Raw genomic sequence first — 16,655 nt, forward strand, 5'->3', positions numbered from 1 at the left:
CAGGGTTCAGGGTGCCGGGTTCATGGTGGCGCGTGCTGGGTGCATTGGCCAGCTCCGGACCAGTGCCGTTGAACGGTCAGTCGAGCGCTGCCAATTCGCCGGGCACGATTGGCCGCGTGCGCGGCAGACGGCCGCGATACGCGAGCCAGCCCACGCCTGCGAGTATGGCGACGAATACGATTAGCTTGACGAGGTCCGCGGCGCGCGTGTGCGGCAGGCCAATCCACATAAGCCCGAGTAACGGCTGCGCAATGCTCACTGCCCAAACCGTGCCGTAGAAGTACCGCCGCTCATGCCCCTCACCCTGTGTCGACGACTTGACACGCGGCAAGTAACCGAGCAACCCTGCCAGCCAGATCGCACCAGCGATCGGAAAATAGCTGGTTCGATAAATCTGCTCGAGCATCCAGGTGCCCGTTGTGACAGCGATGACAAGGCCGGCGATGTTGAGCAGGGCAAAGGTGATGGCTGCGCCCCATGCAAACGAATAGCAGATGCGCCGATAGATCGGGTTCGGCCGATCCTCGGTGAAGCGAATGATGTAGGGTGCCGGCTCGCACCCAGGCAGCCGCCCACCGAGACCCGCGAGAGCAGTGCCCAAAACGACGAGCGATAGCCAGGCACCCATGCGCCAGTCGAAGCCGCGGTCGAAGAGGGCGAAGGTCAGCGGTCCCGGGGCGATGAAGAACACGAACACCCAGATCGGCCAGTGGAGGACACGATAATAGGGCTTGTTTCGCGTCCGGAGTGTTCGCTGAGTGTCGTACTCCACCAGGAGGAACGAGGAATCGCGGCGATAGGCGGGGCTGGTCATGGGTGCAGGTGAGACGGCCTACGCACATGATTCTAGCGAAGAAGCGTCACCGGCGCGCTCCCGCTGGGGTCGTATCGAGCGTGGTGGAGGCATCCCGAGAGCAAAGGAAGGAACGCAATGAAGGATAAGTTGCCGCTTACCGTGGAGCTCGAGCAGTCGAAGATCGACTTTCTCGAAGAGATGGCTCAGACCTACAATTTGCCGGACACCGGCAAGGCGATTCGGTGCCTCATCGACTACGCCCGGGAAAACGCCGACCTGCGGCAGACAATCTTCGACGAGATCCGCTGCGTCGACTGCGACGCGTAAAGGGCTAGTGGGCTGTGACGCCTGCATTTCGTGCGGTTGAGCACACACGAACAACCGCCACGGGCCAGCCCGTGCGGTTCTCTGAAACGGATGGACGCACCGAGGCGGTGCGCCCCTCCACGTTAGGACGCGTCGGCGAGGCGTCCCTCCCTTTCGGCTGGCAGGGCGTGCTCGCCGAACGCACCGTTACCAGCGCGGCTCGCGTCGACGACCGCCCCGGCCGCCGCCACCGCCACCGCCACCACCGTTCCGACGGCCCTCGCCAAAAGGCCGCGGTCCGCCGCCAAAGGCCGGCTTCGGACGCGCTTCGTTGACCGTGAGCGTCCGGCCGCCGACCTGCGTCTCATGCAGCTCACGGATGGCGTTCTGCGCCTCCTCGTCAGTCGCCATTTCGACGAAGGCGAAGCCACGCGCACGCCCAGTGACCATATCCCGCATCACCTGGACCGTGTCGACAGTACCCACGCGACCGAACAACGCCTCGAGATCTGCTTCGCTGGTTTCGAACGGCAGGTTGCCCACATACAGTTTCCGACTCATGGACCTACTCCTCTGCTCCTGAACGGCAAGACCGGGGCCTTGCATACTCACGGGTATTCGTACCCAGACACTTGTGGACGTCTAAAGGGCACCTCACGGAAGGTCGCTTGCGCGGACGGCCCACGCTGCAGGACAGACACGATCTGAGCGAAGCAAATCAGGAGCGGCTCCACTGGCTCGCGTGGTGACTGAGGCGGGCAAACTTCCAAACCCCCCCGTAATATACCGCGTTCGCCGCCCTCGCGCAACTGTAGGCTAGTTCACTCCAGCATGCCTCTGGACCACTCGCCCCGTCCAAAGAATCTGACAGCGCCGCCCACGGAGAATTGCCGACAATCGCGAGTGTGAAGCCTCGCGCTGCCTGCCCGAGCTCAAATCGCGACTTGTCCCTGGATCGATGGCGTTCGTCACGAGACCGACACGCTTCATCCCGACGCGCTTCTCGTTGCCAGCGCCTCACGGGACACTCGTCGCCGTATTCCTCCCGTATTCGTAGCTCTTCCCCTACCAGGAGAAAACGGATGAGGCAGATTACTCTTTTGAGCGGCGCTCTGGCGATATTCCTCATTTCCGCAACAGCCAGCGCTGCGCAGGATGCGAACATCAGTGATTCCCGCGTCGAGCAGGCGCTGGTCTCGCGACTGTCCTTCGGCCAATCCGTCGCCATCGACGGCGACACGGCGGTTGTCGGCGCGCCCGGGGACACCCTTATTGGCGGAAGCCAAACTAGCTTGGGCGCCGCGTACGTCTTTACGCGGACAGACGCTGGCTGGACCGAAACGGCCAAGCTCGTCGCAACGGGCGGCGCACCGGGCGATGGGTTCGGTCAGTCTGTCGTACTCATGGGCGACACACTGGTGGTTGGCGCACCATCTGCACGGTTGGCCTATGTCTTCACACGCGCGAACGGCACATGGTCGCAAACGGCGACGCTGACGCCGAGCGATGAGGTCGGGAACTTTGGTACGCCGATGGCTCTCGACGACAGCACCCTGGTCAGCGGTTGGTACGTCTTCACCCGCGCAGACGACGGCACCTGGAGCGAGACGGCCAAGCTCACCTTCGGCGATGGACAACGCTTCGCCTCGTCTGTCGACATCGACGGAGACACCATCGTCGTCGGCACGCCTGCCGCCAATTTCGAGCAAGGTTCGGCGTATGTGTTGACGCGGAACGGTGACACCTGGGTGGAGGCGGCAGAGCTGGTCGCGTCGGACGGAAGAGGAGCCGATTGGTTCGGCTCCTCCGTGACCGTTGTGGGCAACACCATTGTCGTCGGCGCTCATGCCCTCGACGCCGCATACGTGTTCGTGGACAGCGGAGATACATGGACGGAAACCGCCAAGCTCACGCCGTCCGGCGACGCGGAACAGGTGGATCTCGTCGGCGAGACACTCTTCATTCGGACCCCCGACGCCGTGCACGTGTTTACCGGGGCTGGCGATACCTGGACCGAGACAGCGACGCTCACGGCAGAGGGCGGCCAGAGCGATATAACAGCCCCGCCGCAGCAGACGGCGCTCGACGGCGACACGCTGATTGTCGGCGCACTGCACTTCCCTGACTCGAGGGGGGCGGCGTACTTCTTCACTGGAGCCGGCGAGACCTGGACGGAAACAGCGACCGTCACGGTGCCGTTCGAGCAACATTTCGCCGAGGGCGCCACCGGCGTCTTCCAAACTGACCTGGGCCTCTTCAACCCCAGCGACACCGAAGCTGCCGAGGGCGTCATCACTCTAAATCCGGAAACGTCAGCCGAGCCAACGGCAGTGCCGTTCACTCTGGAGCCCGGCAAGCGACAAACGATCAACGTGAACGAGGTAATGAGCACGCACCAGGGCGGTGTCTCGATCCACGTCGAGTCGGATCAACCCGTGGTGGCGACGCGCCAGATGCACTGGGATGCCGCCCGTGCCTACGGCAGCACGCTGGAAAGCGGGACACCCGAGACCGCGGCGACGTGGTATTTCGCCGAGGGCGCGACGTATTTCACCAATCTCTTTTATCTGATCGCGAACCCGAACGACGCCGAGACACAGGTCACAATCCAATATTTGCGCGGCAGCGGCGACCCCGTCACACAAGAGGTCGTCGTGCCCGCGCAGGGACGACGCACCGTCTGGGCCAACGAGGTGCCGGGTCTCGAGTTCGCCGAAGTTGCAGCCGTCATCTCGGCAGACCGCCCCATTGTCGCCGAACGGGCCATGTATTTCGGCGAGCGGTTCGACGCGGGCACAACGTCGCGGGGCACCCCGCTGCTCAGCCGGGAATGGTCCTTCGCCGAAGGCGAAACGTCGTTCTTCGACACGTTCGTCGTCGTGGGCAATCCGGGTGACGAGACAGCGGAGGTCTCCATCGGCTATCTGCTCCCGGAGGGTGGCGTGCCCTTTGGAACCGGGCCGTACGAAGTACCCCCACGCTCTCGACGGACCATTCTGGTCGACCGGGAGGATCCGCGACTGGCCGCCACCTCGATGGCGATGCAGGTGTTCTCGTCGGTACCGATCGTCGCCGAGCGTGTCATGTGGTGGGGGCCAACGCCCGCCTCGTGGTACGAAGGCCACGTGACGTTGGGAGCAACGGAAACGGGAACGAAGTGGGCAATTGGCGAGGCGGCCTCCGGCGGGCCGGCCGCTGACGATACCTACGTGCTCGTAGGGAATCTCCTCTCGGAGGGTGTGGGCGTGCGACTGACCGTCGTTTTGGACGATGGCGCAACTGCTCACCGCGATTTCTCAATCGCGTCGCTTGGACGGCTGACGGTACGCATCCAGGACCACTTTCCCGAAGTTGACGGGCGGCGGTTCAGTATTCTCGTCGAGCACTTCGGTGTTGAGCGCGGACCGCTCGTCGTGGAATACGCCCGGTACAAATCGACCGATGGCCGGTTTGGCAATGCTGGTGGCGTCGCCCTCGCGACCAGAATTCCGGATTGATAGCAGCCCGAAAGCCATCAACCGTCGTGTTTGCACTTCCGCCTCCGCTACGGTGACGGCCCCTTCGTCCGTCGCCGTGGCGGAGGTAAGCACACGGGAACCCCTCGAGCCCTTCATTTTCTCCAAGACATCGGACAGCGCCGTTCACTGGATCAGACATCGGCCCGCGATGGTAAGCTGGTGTCCGCCCCCCGCACGTCGGCCCTGCTCCGGTACAAGAAGGAGAGATGACATGAGCAGGCAGGCTCCTCACGCTCTCGCAACGGAAGTCGGCCGAGGCCTCTCGCGGCGGGCGGTTACCCGCTCGCTCGCTGCAGCCACGCTTGGCGCTTCCCTGTGGCCCCGTACAGCATTCGGCACAGCCCGAGCGATATCCAGCGCCCCAGGGGAGGACGGTGGGCCGCTCAGGCTCAGCAGCAACGAGAACTCCTACGGTCTCGGTCCAGCCGCGCTCGAGGCACTCCGCGCAAGCTTGAGCGAGGCCAATCGCTATCCGTCCAAGCACACCTCCGCGCTCGGAGCGGCGCTCGCGGCGCTGCACGAGGTCGGGGAGGAGCAGGTTGCGCTCGCTCCGGGCTCTGGCGAGATCCTCCGTGCCACCACCCTTGCATTCACCTCCTCGTCACACGGGCTCGTCACGGCGGCGCCAACGTTCGAGGCGCCGAGCCGCACGGCCGCCCTGATTGGCACACCAATCGACGCAGTACCAGTACAACCGTCCGGCGCCCTGGATTTGACGGCCATGGCGGCCCGAGGGCAAGGCGCTGGACTCTTCTTCGTCTGCAATCCCAACAACCCGACCGGCGGGGTCAACTCCTCCGATGCGATCACCGACTTCGTCGCGCGGGTCCGGCGAACCACACCGGACGCCGTGATCCTGGTGGATGAAGCGTATTACGAGTACGTGGAGGACCGCTCGTACGCCACGGCCCTCCCGCTCACACGCACTGACCCGCGCATCATCGTCTCACGCACGTTCTCCAAGATTCATGGGATGGCCGGCTTGCGCGTGGGCTACGCGATCGGTCACCCGGACACACTGTCGGCCATGCAGCAACAGCTCGCACGAAACGGGCTCAGCAGCGCCAGCGCCGCGGCTGCCCTCGCCTCTCTCGGCGATGAGAAGCATCTTGCGCAGCAACGCACCCTCAACCACGAGGCACGCGCGTTCACACGCGAGGCCTACGAACGGGCCGGCTATCGCGTGCTTCCTTCCGAAGCGAACTTCCTGATGGTGGATGTGCGGCGCGATGCGGGCAGCTTCCAGCATCTGTGTCGCGAAGCCGGCCTCGCAGTCGCTCGTCCGTTTCCTCCACTCACCACCCACGCCCGCATCACGATTGGGACGATGGATGAGATGCGGCGGGCGATGCGCATCATGTTGCCAATCCTCTCGGCTCCCTCGTCCGCGCGATATGGGCGATCGGTTGGCGCCGTTGAGTGGCAGGGCGAGTGTTGAAGGAGGGGATCAAGGGGTCTAGGGATCAAGGGATCACCTGATTTCGCGGCCCTCGTGCATCCAACCATCGGCGAATTCTGCCGGCGCGTATAATCGGCGTGCCGATGTGCCCCTGCCCGGTATCGGGATCTACCACTGACGGGGTGCTTCTGCATCTACTTCTGGAGGCTGCATGGCTTCGCAACCCAACAGCGCTTCACTGGGTATGACCTCGTCGGGCCAGCCGGAATCGGATCAGGGAGCGATTGCTCGCGCCGCGCCGGTTGGCACGGCGGGAGACCGAATGCTCCTTGGTCTTCTTCGCCGATACATCGAGGACGCGCCGGTCAACCTGGCCCTCGGCGATCTGGTGTACGGCCCAGCATCGAGCGAGCCCATCGCGACGATTCAGATACGCAATCGCGCGACGCTGATCCGCTTGCTCACCCGTCCCTCTCTCGAGTTCGGCGAGGCGTACATGTGGGGCAACCTCGAGGTCGCCGGCGACCTCGTCACGGCACTCGAAGCGCTCTACCGGGTCACCTCCGGCGCCAAGCGGTGGCGGGATCACCTCGCGCCCTGGCTGGACCGATCGCACGGCCTCAATACGGCGCGCCACAACATCCACCACCACTACGACATCGGCAACGACTTCTACCGGCTGTGGTTGGATGATCAGCTCGTCTACACCTGCGCGTACTTTCCCCATGCTCGCGCCTCGCTCGAAGAGGCGCAACGGGTCAAGATGGAGTACATCTGCCGGAAGCTGCGGCTGCAACCGGGAGAAACGGTCGTGGAGGCCGGCTGCGGTTGGGGAGCGTTGGCCCGGCACATGGCACGCCACCATGGTGCGCGTGTGCGGGCGTTCAACATCTCACACGAGCAAATTGCGTACGCGCGCGCGCAGGCGCGGGCCGAAGGCTTGGCCAATCGGGTCGAGTTCATCGAAGACGACTACCGGCACATCACCGGTCGCTACGATGCCTTCGTCTCGGTCGGAATGCTCGAGCACGTGGGTCTCGAGTGCTACCAAATGCTCGGCCAGACGATCGATCGCGTGCTCGATCCGAATGGCCGCGGCTTCCTGCACTTCATCGGGCGCAATCATCCGGCGCCGCTCAACGCCTGGATCCGCAAGCGCATCTTCCCAGGCGGATACCCGCCCACGTTGCCGCAGGTCGTCGGACGCATCCTCGCGCCGTTCGACTTATCGGTCCTCGATATCGAGAACCTGCGCTTGCACTACGCTCGTACGCTGCACCATTGGCGACGCCGGTTCGAAGCGGCGACCGACCGGGTCAAGACGATGTTCGATGAGCCCTTTGCGCGGGCGTGGCAGTTGTATTTGGCCGGGTCGGAGGCCGCGTTCACGACGGGCACGATGCAGCTCTTTCAGGTGCTCTTCGCGCGCGGCGCGACGAACCGGGTGCCTTTGACGCGCAATCACCTGTACGAGGGGCCGCTGTGACGTCGGCAGATGTGCTGGTCATCGGCGGTGGCCCGGCGGGCTCGAGCTGTGCCTGGAAGCTGCGTCAGGCGGGCGTCGACGTGCTGGTGCTGGACCGTGCAGTGTTCCCTCGCGACAAAGTCTGCGCCGGCTGGATCACACCGGCGGTGGCGGACGCGCTGGATCTCGACGTCCGGGACTATCGGCGCTCGCGGACGTTTCAACCGATTACCGCCTTTCGAACGGGGCTCATGGGCGGTGCGCTCGTCGACACCTCGTACGATGCCCCGGTCAGCTTCGGCATCCTCAGACGAGAGTTCGATCACTATCTGCTCGAGCGATCGGGAGCACGTCTGGCGCTCGACGTCCATGTGAATCGGATCGAGCACACGGCAGCAGGCTGGGTCGTGAACGACGAATACGCCGCACCGATGCTCGTCGGCGCCGGCGGCCATTTTTGTCCAGTGGCTCGTCGCTTGAACGGCCCACGCCGCGAGGAGCCGGTAGTCGTGGCCAACGAGGTGGAGTTCCTGCTATCAGCGGCCCAGATGAGCGTCTGCCGCATCGCACCCGAGGCTCCCGAGCTCTACTTTTGCTCGGACCTCGCCGGCTATGGCTGGTGTTTTCGAAAGGAACGAGTCCTGAACGTGGGCATCGGGCGGCAGGATCGCCGCCGGCTCTCCGAGCATCTGCAGCGGTTCGTCGCGCAATTGCAGCACGCGGGCCGCCTGCCGGGGGATCTGCCAGATGGGTGGCGGGGTCACGCCTACCTGCTCTACGACTCCTCACCCCGCACGATAGTCGCCGATAACGCCCTCTTGATCGGCGATGCCGCCGGTCTTGCCTACACACAAAGCGGGGAGGGCATTCGCCCGGCCGTCGAATCCGGTCTGCTGGCGGCGCAGGCCATTGCGGGCAATCGGCGATCGGACGGGCTCGCCGCATATCAAGCCGCCGTGCAGGCACGCTTTGGGCGCCGCGGGCCGACAGGCAATCACACGACGTCGATAGGTGGTCTGCTGCCGCGTGCCGCGATCACGGCAGCGGGACGCCGACTACTCGGGACCCGCTGGTTCTCGCGTCACGTCGTCCTCGACCGGTGGTTTCTCCACAGGAACGAATCCTCCCTTCGGTTCACGGCGAACGCTTCGCGCGCTGCTGCGGTCGAAGCCGCATCGACGATGGACCCGATGTAACTCGCCGCGCCGGAGCCGTGCGAAGGCGGGTTGCGATTGCCTTCACTAGCATTCGACGTCGTCGTCGATGTTTCGGGACGCGCGGAGGGTCTGACACTCGCCCTCGGGCTCGTACGACCACGGGGCACGGTCGTGCTCAAGTCCACGTTTCACGGCACGACACCTCTGGAGGCTTGGCCCATCGTCGTCGACGAGGTGACACTCGTTGGATCTCGGTGCGGGCCATTCACAGCAGCGCTGGACCTGCTGACCCGCACTGTCGTGCAGACCGCGCCCCTCGTTGCTGCTGAATATCCCCTCAACGCGCATCGCGCAGCCTTCGAAGCTGCGAAGACCCGCCTGAAGGTTTTGTTTCGTATGTAAGCGCTCCTACTTGGCACCGAGGACCTTCGCGGCTTTCCTGACGTCGCGCGGCGCGACCCAGAGAATCACGCCAAACTGACCGGCACGGGTGGCGACCGCATCACTCGCGATGACGTTGATCCCGGCATCCGCGAGACGTCCCAACAGATCGGCCATGGCACCAACGCGGTCCTCGTCGGCGATCAAGAACGCCTTCTTGGGACCGACCAGCTTCCATTTGGCTCGACGAGCCAGCCGCTTGAGCGCGGCCGGATCCTCTGGCACGAAGTCGAGCTGTGCCCGACGTCCCTCGGGGAATCCAGAGAACGCCAGGAGGTTGACATTCGCATCCTTGAGTTGCTGCAGGATGCGACTTCCCGCACCCGGCTTGTCAGGGACGAACACGTAGAAGTAGTCGACGAGACGGACTTCCTCCGCCATGGGCGTCCTCCTTTGGTGTCCTGTCACTAGAACCCTTGAGGACCCGAAACTTGACGCATTTGGTCAAGTTTCGGGGCTCGCAAGTGAGCGTCGTGGGGCGCGACCGAAGGCCGCGGCCCGCTAGAACTAGACCGTCGCCGCGTGGAGACGGCGCTTGAGACGATGAATCCGCCGCCGAACGTGCTTGAGCTGTGTGTGGTCATGGTCGGCAAGGGCTCGGTCGCGTTCCTTCTTGAGCGAACGGATCGCTTGCTTGATCGATGATTTATCGACCCCCACGACCACGTGATGTGCGTGCATCTCGATGCCGAGCGCTTCGCAGAGCGCGGGCAGTAGATGCTCCTTGTTCATCTGCGTGTGCCCTTGAACGGCCTCATGGTCGACGTCCTTGGCGATCTCACGCAGCTCGGCAATCGTCTTTTCGTGCAGTTCGTCGTATGTGTACGCCATGAGTGCTTCTCCACGAGATGCCATACCATAAAGGTGAGCAACCTCGATTCACCCTGTCACCTGGTCACCCGGTCACCTGTTCACCTGTCACCGCCGCGCGCACCCGATGCGTGCAGCTCACCCTTGCCCGTCTCCCGCACCGCTTCATTCCACAGTCGCTCCGCGAGGTCACGAATGACGAGCGCCTGCGCCCAGCGGTCGGAAATCTCGCGGCCCGAGAGATCCCGGATCGCGTAGTCCGGCGGTCCGAGCTCCACCCGGAAGATGAAGAGGTCGCCTGGCACCGCGCTTTGCAGCCAGGCAATCATCGCTTGCTTCCACAGTGCGGCAAACCGCTTCGCGTGCGGCGTGTCGCCGCCCGAGCCGATGTCGATCTGTACCTGTTCGCCGTTCGATACGCGGCCGTCGAGCATCGCCGTACGCCTCACGAGCACGTCGAACGCGCCGCGCGCCTCCGGTGACAGCTCACCGGTGAGCTCGCCGGCAACCACATAGTGCGACACGTCCAACGCGAAGCGAAGATCCGGAATTGCGTTGGCGTAGCGCACCGTGCGCAGCAGATCTTGCGTGACGCGGCCGCGATGCGTTTGTGTCATCATGGGGATGCCCTCACTCTTGCAGCGCTCGACGAGGCTGCGCAGGAGCGCTTCGGCATCACCCTCGGCCATGAAGTAACCACCAACATGGAGGTCGACGTACGGCGCCTGGACACCCTTGATGAAAGGGAGAGCCGCATCGAGATCCTCCACGCGCTCGGGAAACGCCTCAACGCCGATGCCGAGGCCATACTTCGCCGCCAGGGCACGCCAGTGGGCAATGACACCCGGCTCTGCCGCGTCGTCTGGGAGGGCGACGTCGAAAGCGTCGAACTCGGTCTGCCGAAGCTTTTCGAGCTGCTCGTCGACGGACCACTCCTGCTCGACCGCCGGCCACTGCCGAAAGCCCCATAGGTTCTGAACCAACCACAACCGCGGTGCCTGATCGGATCCGTCACGCGCGTTCAGCGACTGCGCGGCGATGACACCGGGCCACCCTGCCAGCCCTGCAATGAGCACTGCCAACAACCGCACGAAGCACCAAGAATCACGCACCCAGGACCTACCTTTGATCGTCGAAGAAGAAGCACTGTAGATACCACAGCATCCTGAAAAGTCAAGCGATTGAGTTGCGGCGGCCGCCAGCCTGCTTCGTCTCGCCTGAGGCTGGGCCAACGGCAACAGCGACTACGCAGCTCCTGACAGCACATGCGTAATGACAGACCGTGCACTTGACACCTTGACGCACTGGTCAACACACCCCACTTCGGGTTTCCAAATGCGTCCATCGGCTCCCCGACGGTGGGCCGCATCACCAGCACGGTCGGCGACAACCGGATCATGCAGTTCGCATTGAAGGTAGAGTTCTGAATGTCAGAAGGTAATGGTGGCGGTAATGGTGTCCTGGTACAAGCCTGGCGGCTTGGGGCCTTGCGCCGGCACCGAGCCGTATACCGGGATGGACTGGGCACTGCCCGTGCCGCTGCCGGTCACGCCGGTAGCCTGCGTATCGCCCCACACCTGCGTGCGTCCGCTGTCACGATACAACTGGTAGTCGACCGTGTCGGGACCAGGACCCAAGCGCATCTGACGCTCATTGACATTGCCGCTAACCGAGCCGCCGTTCAGCGTAATGGTGTAAGCGGCGTTTGGCGTGCAGGTGGCCGAGAGATTACTGGTAGCCTCATGGCCAGTGATCCCGGTGACCGTGCCGAAGCTCAGCGGGTTGGCGGTGATGGTGCAGTTCGGGTCGATGACGAGCTGACTGGTCAGGGTGGGCAGCGTGCTCAGATTGCTCGTGACGTTTTGGCAGGGCGGCGTGAGAATGAAGTCCCGCCAGCGCGCCTGGGGCGCGAGATTGGAGAGATAGGTGCCAACAGCTTTGCTCATCTGACCGGCGAAGACCCGACCATAGATTGTCACCGTTATCGTCCTCGAGCCAACCAGCAACAGGAAATCAACCGCGACCGCTGGGGAGCTGCCGCCGAGCGCGCCCCAAACATCGGTACGACCCGCGTTCGTGTAGAGCTGATATTGGACGAAATCGCCACCCGGGCCCGCCATGCGCCGATCGGCGATCGAGAGGCCGCCGCTGCCGGCGGGAAGGCTCAAGCACACCCGGCGATTCACAGAGAGCAGGGTGGAACAGGTCACCGAGATCGTGGTGGTGACATCGATCTGTGGAGTCGGCAGACCCGTGATACGGCCGAACTCCATGACCGGGCTGACGGTATAGGTGCAACCCTGCGCCTGCGCATCGAGTGGCCACAAGCCAAGCATCAGGATCATGCCGGACAAGATGCGCTTCACGGATCGATCCTCTCGCATGCCAGCGGCTCTCGTCGCAAGCCCGCGGACCGCGCCGTGTCGGCTGTAACAGGCACGCGATAGCGGCAGCCGACACCGGACACCTCGAGCTCGATCACGGTCTCCTCCGTGACGTCCTCCAAGTAAGCCTCGCCACCGAATCCCACCAGGATCTCGCGCCCCGTGCGAACCAGGCGCCCACGGCTGCCCGCGGGCACCGGCTCACCATTCGGACCCAGCAGCACCACGATCGCCGGGTTGACTTCTGTGACGTCGAACTCCACCAGCACACCACTCTGATCAGCAGGCGTCGCCATTTGTTCCACCGCGCCCACGCGGTAGTTTGGTCCCAGATTGCTCGGGTCGATGGCGAGACGGTTCCGCTGCCATCCGCGCAACTCCGGGATGAGCAGATAGCCGTCGCCGTTGGTGCGGCCGAACAGCCGATTCTCGCTGTGGATCGGCACATCGGTCACGGCTTGCGTGGAGACCACAGCGAAAGCGTCGTGGATCCGACGGCTCAGAAACAGCTGTCCGTCCATCAGCGCCATGCTGCCAGCCCCCTGGAAGAAGATGCCTGTGCGCTCATCCGTGCGGTCGACACCAAACCATGCCTCGCCATAGCGGCCGCGCACCTCCGCCGCTGCCTGCGCATAACCGCCAGGCCGGTCACCGCCCTCGACCCGCCAACCCCAGCCACCCTCGTATGGAGCACTACGACGCAGGGTTGCAGACAGCGAAGTGCGGTCCTCGCTGCGCCGGACGCTGGCGCTGGCATGCAGCTGATCGCCGAGCGGGATGCTCAGCGACAATCCGCCGCCGCGACCGCCCTCGCTGTCATCGAACAGGCTCGCGGACAGAGACAGACGCGCACCAAGGTTCTGCGTCCAGGACAGACTACGCGTATCGCGATCGCGCCCGTCGCTGTCGCGCCAGCGCAGCCAGGTCACGGCGAGACTGCCGCGCGGGACGGCCAGCCAGAACGTCGCGCGGTCCTGCGCCCGCAATGACGGCACCGCCATTATCGAGTCGACTCGCACATCGCCGAGGTCGCGGAAGCCGCGGCTACGCCGCAGTGCCAGCACGTCGAGACCATAGCGGACGTCGTACCATTGATAACCCAGCGTGTACTGGTTGCCGGAAGGATCGCCGTCGCTGACGGCGATCGATGCCGTGGCGAGCCCCCAGCGGCTCCATGGCGACCAGACCGCGCCCACACCGGCCAGTCGCACGCCGGGGCCTGCCTCGCCGTGTCCCTCTAGCGTGACTGCGTCCGTGAGGCCGCGGCGCCAACTGCCACTGACCACCGGATCGTCTCCGTAGTCATCCCCGTCGGCTGTGGCAAAACCGTGTCGCAAGAGGCCAGCCTCCACACTGAAATCGCTCAGGCCCGGCGCCAGGCGCTCATGATCTATGTAGAGGGGCAGCGTGGTCTCGGTCACACGGCCGAGCGCGTCGGTCACAATTAGCGACGCCTGGCCAGCGCCGCTGATCCGCGGCAAGGCATCGAGCACGAACGGACCGTCCTGCACTTCCGTACCGAAGTGCCTGATGTTGTTGACGAACAGCTCCACCGTGGAAGGCACGGTCGTTTGAGCCGAGAAGCGGGGCATCGGAAGCGTGATCAGATCCGGACGCGTCGCGAAGTTTCGCCGCCACTGAAAGCCCGCCATACGAACTGGCCGGCTCCAGGAGAGACCGCCGCTGATCAGGTCGCCTGCGGTCCAGCTCCACAGCCGCCTGGGATCGCTGTAAGTCCAGCGCGTGTCCAGGCGCTGGTAACCGATCGCGTTGTCGCCGGCGCGACTGACCCCAGTGAGCTCGATCGCCCCGGCGGGGCCGAACCGCCGCAACGAGCTGGCAACTGCAAATGTCTGATCGCCATTGAGCGCGCGGCTGTACGCGTCATATCCCAACAGCCAGCCTGGATCGCGACGAACGTCGACAACGGCAGGTGTTTGGTACCCCAGTCGCTGCACCGGGCGCAGGTCTGGAGGTATCTGCAAGACCAGGCGCTGGCTCGCCGGCTCATACCGATAGACCAGGCCCGGCAGCGCGTCGAGGGAGATCAAGCCCTCGGAATCGAGCTCGGTCTCATCGGGCACGATCAAGCCGACGGCTCGGAGGTCGGCGCGGGCGGCCCGAAGTTGGCCGTCGCGCAGACGCAGGCGTACGACGAGGCCGGTGGAACGCGCTCCATGGAACACCTCCAGATACAAATCGTCGGTCCGAGATTGTCCGGCGAGCTCCAAGTTGTCCGCGCTGATACTGGGCGGCGCCACGCCTTGGGGAGACGTCTCACCTCTGGCTGACGGTGACTGCGCGCTTGCAGCGACCGCGCTGACCGCGAACAGACAAGCTGCCACCGTCGCGAGCACCAAGTGGTTAGGGCGCCCGATCCACGGCGAGCTTCGCGGGATGGCCATTGAGACGGGTTTCCAGCCGCAGCGTCTGGCCCTTCAACGCTGGGCGGTGTGCGGCAAGGCTCCAGACCCTGCGGCTGCCAGGCAGAACGTAACCAAACAGGCCCTCGCTCAGGTTCAGGACCTGCGTTTCATCGTCGAGCAGACGAGAAGCACCAAGCTGGGCGGCGCGGCCGCCGCTGTTCTCGCACATAAGTAGGACGCCTCCCGCGTCGATCGTGCAGGTGAGAGCCGGAGTGCTCGCCTCCGCGGCGCGGACAAACAGCGGTAACACATAGCGCATTCGCAGCTTGACCCTGTTGCCCTCGGCGCGCTCCGCGCGCGGCAACTCATCGACGATGATGCGGTAGCAGTGATCGCGACCGGATGCAGGCGGTCCCAGACGCACGACCCGCACCACCTGCTCGCGACCAGCCGGTAACTCCACGATCGGCGGGCTCACCACCACCTGATCGCTGGGGACCAACCGGTCCTCACCGTCCGACTGGCGCCAAGCGTACACGCGCACTTGCGCGGCGACCGGCGCATCACCCGTGTTTCCCAACAGGAGCCGAGTCGCGGCGACTTTCGGGCCGATCTCCAGCAGCGTGGGCCCAGCCTGCAGCTGACCACCGCTCTGGCCGGCAGAATAGGCGAGCGGTACCAGCCCAAGGAGCATGATCAGCCCACCGGCAGCGGATCGGCCTGGGCCCATATCAAAAAGTGACAGTTGCGGTAATCGTTGACGTATAGGTGCCGGCCGGCTTTGGGTTCTGCGCGGCTGCCGTCTGACCGAACACATCGAACCCATCGTCACCACCGGTGCTGGTGAAGTCGATGGTCACCGTGCCAGTCGTGCCATCGCCCAGGATCTCTGTGTGGGCTGCGTCGGCGTAGAGGTTGTAGTCGATCGTGTCCGAGCCAAGTGCCATTTCGCGTGTGGCGAACGTGCTCGCGCCTCCCGTTCCCGGATCGAAGGAGACGCTGACGGGAGAGATTCCAGTACACGCTACGGTCCCCGTGGTGGTGGCCGCAATCTCTGGCGTGAGGTCCGCCACGGTACCAAAGCTCAAGTCGTCGACCGTGATTGTGCAGTCAGCCTCCACGGTGATTGAGACGTCGAAGGTGGCGGCTGCCGTTTGCGCGGAGGCAGGGGCGACAAGCAGCGTCCACGCGATAGCGACGGCCAAGGTGGTGATGGACAACCTAGCCATGAGCCGCTCCTCTCATGAGACCGTTGGAGTGGTGTACCCCTGTTGGAGCATCAACTGACAAAGGACGACGGTACACCTTTTTACGCAACTGCGAGAGGTAATTCAAGTTCTAGCACGGTGCGCTCGGCGTCCGTTCCCTGTGATGGGCGGATAGGGGCGCAGGCTGTGTGCGTACAAGAGAAAAGCCCGACATCGCAGAGCGACGTCGGGCTTTTGTTCTCCCGGAGGATTTTACTCCCGGCGGTGACCTACTCTCCCACAGGGCTACCCCTGCAGTACCATCGGCGGTAGAGGGCTTAACTTCCGTGTTCGGAATGGGAACGGGTGTGACCCCTCTCCTATCGCCACCGGGAAAGCGCTCGCCCGACCTGAAGGTCGGGCCTACATTTGCCGAACCTCGTGTCCGGCGTACATTTGGTGCAACTGAATACCCTGCAAACGGCAGTCTCTTACCGACCTCATCCGAAGTGAGAGAGGATATGGTCAAGCCTCACGGCTGATTAGTACCGGTCAGCTCAGGACGTCACCGTCCTTACACCTCCGGCCTATCACCTGGTCATCTTCCAGGAGCCTTTAGGGATCTCGCGATCCAGGGAAACCTCATCTTGGGGAGGGTTTCACGCTTAGATGCCTTCAGCGTTTCTCCCGTCCGGACGTAGCTACCCAGCGCTGCCGCTGGCGCGACAACTGGTACACCAGAGGTCCGTCCAGCCCGGTCCTCTCGTACTAAGGCCAGCCCCCCTCAAGTTTCCTGCGCCCGTGGCAGATAGAGACCGAACTGTCT

At 64.2% G+C, this 16,655-nt stretch carries 15 protein-coding genes and 2 rRNA genes; 6 read left to right on the forward strand and 11 right to left on the reverse strand.

Annotated elements, in window-relative coordinates; genetic code table 11:
• Positions 1 to 76 precede the first annotated feature (76 nt).
• Entirely contained in the window at positions 77 to 814 is a 738-nt protein-coding gene (locus GEV06_07720; GenBank protein MPZ17783.1) for a hypothetical protein, read from the reverse strand.
• Between the two features lie 117 nt (positions 815 to 931).
• Between GEV06_07720 and GEV06_07725 the strand changes: the two genes are divergently transcribed.
• Positions 932 to 1,123: a hypothetical protein gene (locus GEV06_07725; GenBank protein MPZ17784.1), complete on the forward strand. Its 192-nt coding sequence runs from the start codon at positions 932 to 934 to the stop codon at positions 1,121 to 1,123.
• Positions 1,124 to 1,309: 186 nt separating this feature from the next.
• Here the strand turns inward: GEV06_07725 and GEV06_07730 are convergent, their stop codons facing one another.
• Positions 1,310 to 1,663 (reverse strand): RNA-binding protein, encoded by a 354-nt coding sequence (locus tag GEV06_07730; protein ID MPZ17785.1) that lies wholly within the window; start codon positions 1,661 to 1,663, stop codon positions 1,310 to 1,312.
• A 521-nt stretch (positions 1,664 to 2,184) separates the two neighbouring features.
• On the opposite strand from GEV06_07730, the gene GEV06_07735 reads away from it, so the two are divergent.
• The 5 genes from GEV06_07735 to GEV06_07755 all read left to right on the forward strand — a co-directional run bounded on the left by GEV06_07735 (position 2,185) and on the right by GEV06_07755 (position 9,043).
• Positions 2,185 to 4,599, forward strand: coding sequence for a hypothetical protein (locus GEV06_07735; protein ID MPZ17786.1), 2,415 nt, complete (start codon positions 2,185 to 2,187; stop codon positions 4,597 to 4,599).
• Positions 4,544 to 6,058 (forward strand): aminotransferase class I/II-fold pyridoxal phosphate-dependent enzyme, encoded by a 1,515-nt coding sequence (locus GEV06_07740; protein ID MPZ17787.1) that lies wholly within the window; start codon positions 4,544 to 4,546, stop codon positions 6,056 to 6,058. The genes GEV06_07735 and GEV06_07740 overlap by 56 nt, the downstream gene beginning before the upstream one ends.
• 172 nt (positions 6,059 to 6,230) lie before the next feature.
• The gene (locus tag GEV06_07745; protein ID MPZ17788.1) at positions 6,231 to 7,505 is read left to right on the forward strand and encodes a methyltransferase domain-containing protein; all 1,275 of its coding nucleotides are present in this window, start codon (positions 6,231 to 6,233) and stop codon (positions 7,503 to 7,505) included.
• Positions 7,502 to 8,680, forward strand: a complete 1,179-nt coding sequence (locus GEV06_07750; GenBank protein ID MPZ17789.1) for an FAD-dependent oxidoreductase — start codon at positions 7,502 to 7,504, stop codon at positions 8,678 to 8,680. The genes GEV06_07745 and GEV06_07750 overlap by 4 nt, the downstream gene beginning before the upstream one ends.
• Before the next feature lie 36 nt (positions 8,681 to 8,716).
• Complete coding sequence (locus GEV06_07755) at positions 8,717 to 9,043, forward strand: hypothetical protein (protein MPZ17790.1); 327 nt, start codon at positions 8,717 to 8,719, stop codon at positions 9,041 to 9,043.
• Positions 9,044 to 9,049: 6 nt separating this feature from the next.
• Here the strand turns inward: GEV06_07755 and GEV06_07760 are convergent, their stop codons facing one another.
• The 9 genes from GEV06_07760 to GEV06_07800 form a co-directional block, all read right to left on the reverse strand.
• The gene (locus tag GEV06_07760; GenBank protein ID MPZ17791.1) at positions 9,050 to 9,463 is read right to left on the reverse strand and encodes a hypothetical protein; all 414 of its coding nucleotides are present in this window, start codon (positions 9,461 to 9,463) and stop codon (positions 9,050 to 9,052) included.
• A 126-nt stretch (positions 9,464 to 9,589) separates the two neighbouring features.
• Positions 9,590 to 9,913 (reverse strand): hypothetical protein, encoded by a 324-nt coding sequence (locus tag GEV06_07765; protein ID MPZ17792.1) that lies wholly within the window; start codon positions 9,911 to 9,913, stop codon positions 9,590 to 9,592.
• Positions 9,914 to 9,993: 80 nt separating this feature from the next.
• Positions 9,994 to 11,004 (reverse strand): sugar phosphate isomerase/epimerase, encoded by a 1,011-nt coding sequence (locus tag GEV06_07770; GenBank protein ID MPZ17793.1) that lies wholly within the window; start codon positions 11,002 to 11,004, stop codon positions 9,994 to 9,996.
• Between the two features lie 318 nt (positions 11,005 to 11,322).
• On the reverse strand, positions 11,323 to 12,276 hold the full coding sequence (locus tag GEV06_07775) for a hypothetical protein (GenBank protein MPZ17794.1): 954 nt from the start codon (positions 12,274 to 12,276) through the stop codon (positions 11,323 to 11,325).
• A complete protein-coding gene (locus GEV06_07780) occupies positions 12,255 to 14,681 on the reverse strand; it encodes a fimbria/pilus outer membrane usher protein (GenBank protein ID MPZ17795.1) in 2,427 nt (808 codons plus the stop codon). The genes GEV06_07775 and GEV06_07780 overlap by 22 nt, the downstream gene beginning before the upstream one ends.
• On the reverse strand, positions 14,641 to 15,468 hold the full coding sequence (locus tag GEV06_07785; protein MPZ17796.1) for a fimbria/pilus periplasmic chaperone: 828 nt from the start codon (positions 15,466 to 15,468) through the stop codon (positions 14,641 to 14,643). The genes GEV06_07780 and GEV06_07785 overlap by 41 nt, the downstream gene beginning before the upstream one ends.
• The gene (locus GEV06_07790; protein ID MPZ17797.1) at positions 15,374 to 15,871 is read right to left on the reverse strand and encodes a spore coat U domain-containing protein; all 498 of its coding nucleotides are present in this window, start codon (positions 15,869 to 15,871) and stop codon (positions 15,374 to 15,376) included. Before GEV06_07790 ends, GEV06_07785 begins: the two co-directional genes overlap by 95 nt.
• 235 nt (positions 15,872 to 16,106) lie before the next feature.
• Positions 16,107 to 16,223, reverse strand: a 5S ribosomal RNA gene (rrf, locus tag GEV06_07795).
• A gap of 117 nt (positions 16,224 to 16,340) precedes the next feature.
• Positions 16,341 to 16,655 (reverse strand): 23S ribosomal RNA (locus tag GEV06_07800); the annotation flags it as partial.

Origin of the sequence: Luteitalea sp. (genome assembly GCA_009377605.1) — a bacterium.
In the GTDB taxonomy this organism is placed as follows: Bacteria; Acidobacteriota; Vicinamibacteria; order Vicinamibacterales; family Vicinamibacteraceae; genus WHTT01.

Coding starts and splice junctions, on each gene's coding strand:
- GEV06_07720 (MPZ17783.1), bottom strand. CDS start 814: ATGACCAGCCCCGCCTATCGCCGCGATTCCTCGTTCCTCCTGGTGGAG.
- GEV06_07725 (MPZ17784.1), top strand. CDS start 932: ATGAAGGATAAGTTGCCGCTTACCGTGGAGCTCGAGCAGTCGAAGATC.
- GEV06_07730 (MPZ17785.1), bottom strand. CDS start 1,663: ATGAGTCGGAAACTGTATGTGGGCAACCTGCCGTTCGAAACCAGCGAA.
- GEV06_07735 (MPZ17786.1), top strand. CDS start 2,185: ATGAGGCAGATTACTCTTTTGAGCGGCGCTCTGGCGATATTCCTCATT.
- GEV06_07740 (MPZ17787.1), top strand. CDS start 4,544: ATGGCCGGTTTGGCAATGCTGGTGGCGTCGCCCTCGCGACCAGAATTC.
- GEV06_07745 (MPZ17788.1), top strand. CDS start 6,231: ATGGCTTCGCAACCCAACAGCGCTTCACTGGGTATGACCTCGTCGGGC.
- GEV06_07760 (MPZ17791.1), bottom strand. CDS start 9,463: ATGGCGGAGGAAGTCCGTCTCGTCGACTACTTCTACGTGTTCGTCCCT.
- GEV06_07765 (MPZ17792.1), bottom strand. CDS start 9,913: ATGGCGTACACATACGACGAACTGCACGAAAAGACGATTGCCGAGCTG.
- GEV06_07775 (MPZ17794.1), bottom strand. CDS start 12,276: ATGCGAGAGGATCGATCCGTGAAGCGCATCTTGTCCGGCATGATCCTG.
- GEV06_07780 (MPZ17795.1), bottom strand. CDS start 14,681: ATGGCCATCCCGCGAAGCTCGCCGTGGATCGGGCGCCCTAACCACTTG.
- GEV06_07785 (MPZ17796.1), bottom strand. CDS start 15,468: ATGGGTTCGATGTGTTCGGTCAGACGGCAGCCGCGCAGAACCCAAAGC.
- GEV06_07790 (MPZ17797.1), bottom strand. CDS start 15,871: ATGGCTAGGTTGTCCATCACCACCTTGGCCGTCGCTATCGCGTGGACG.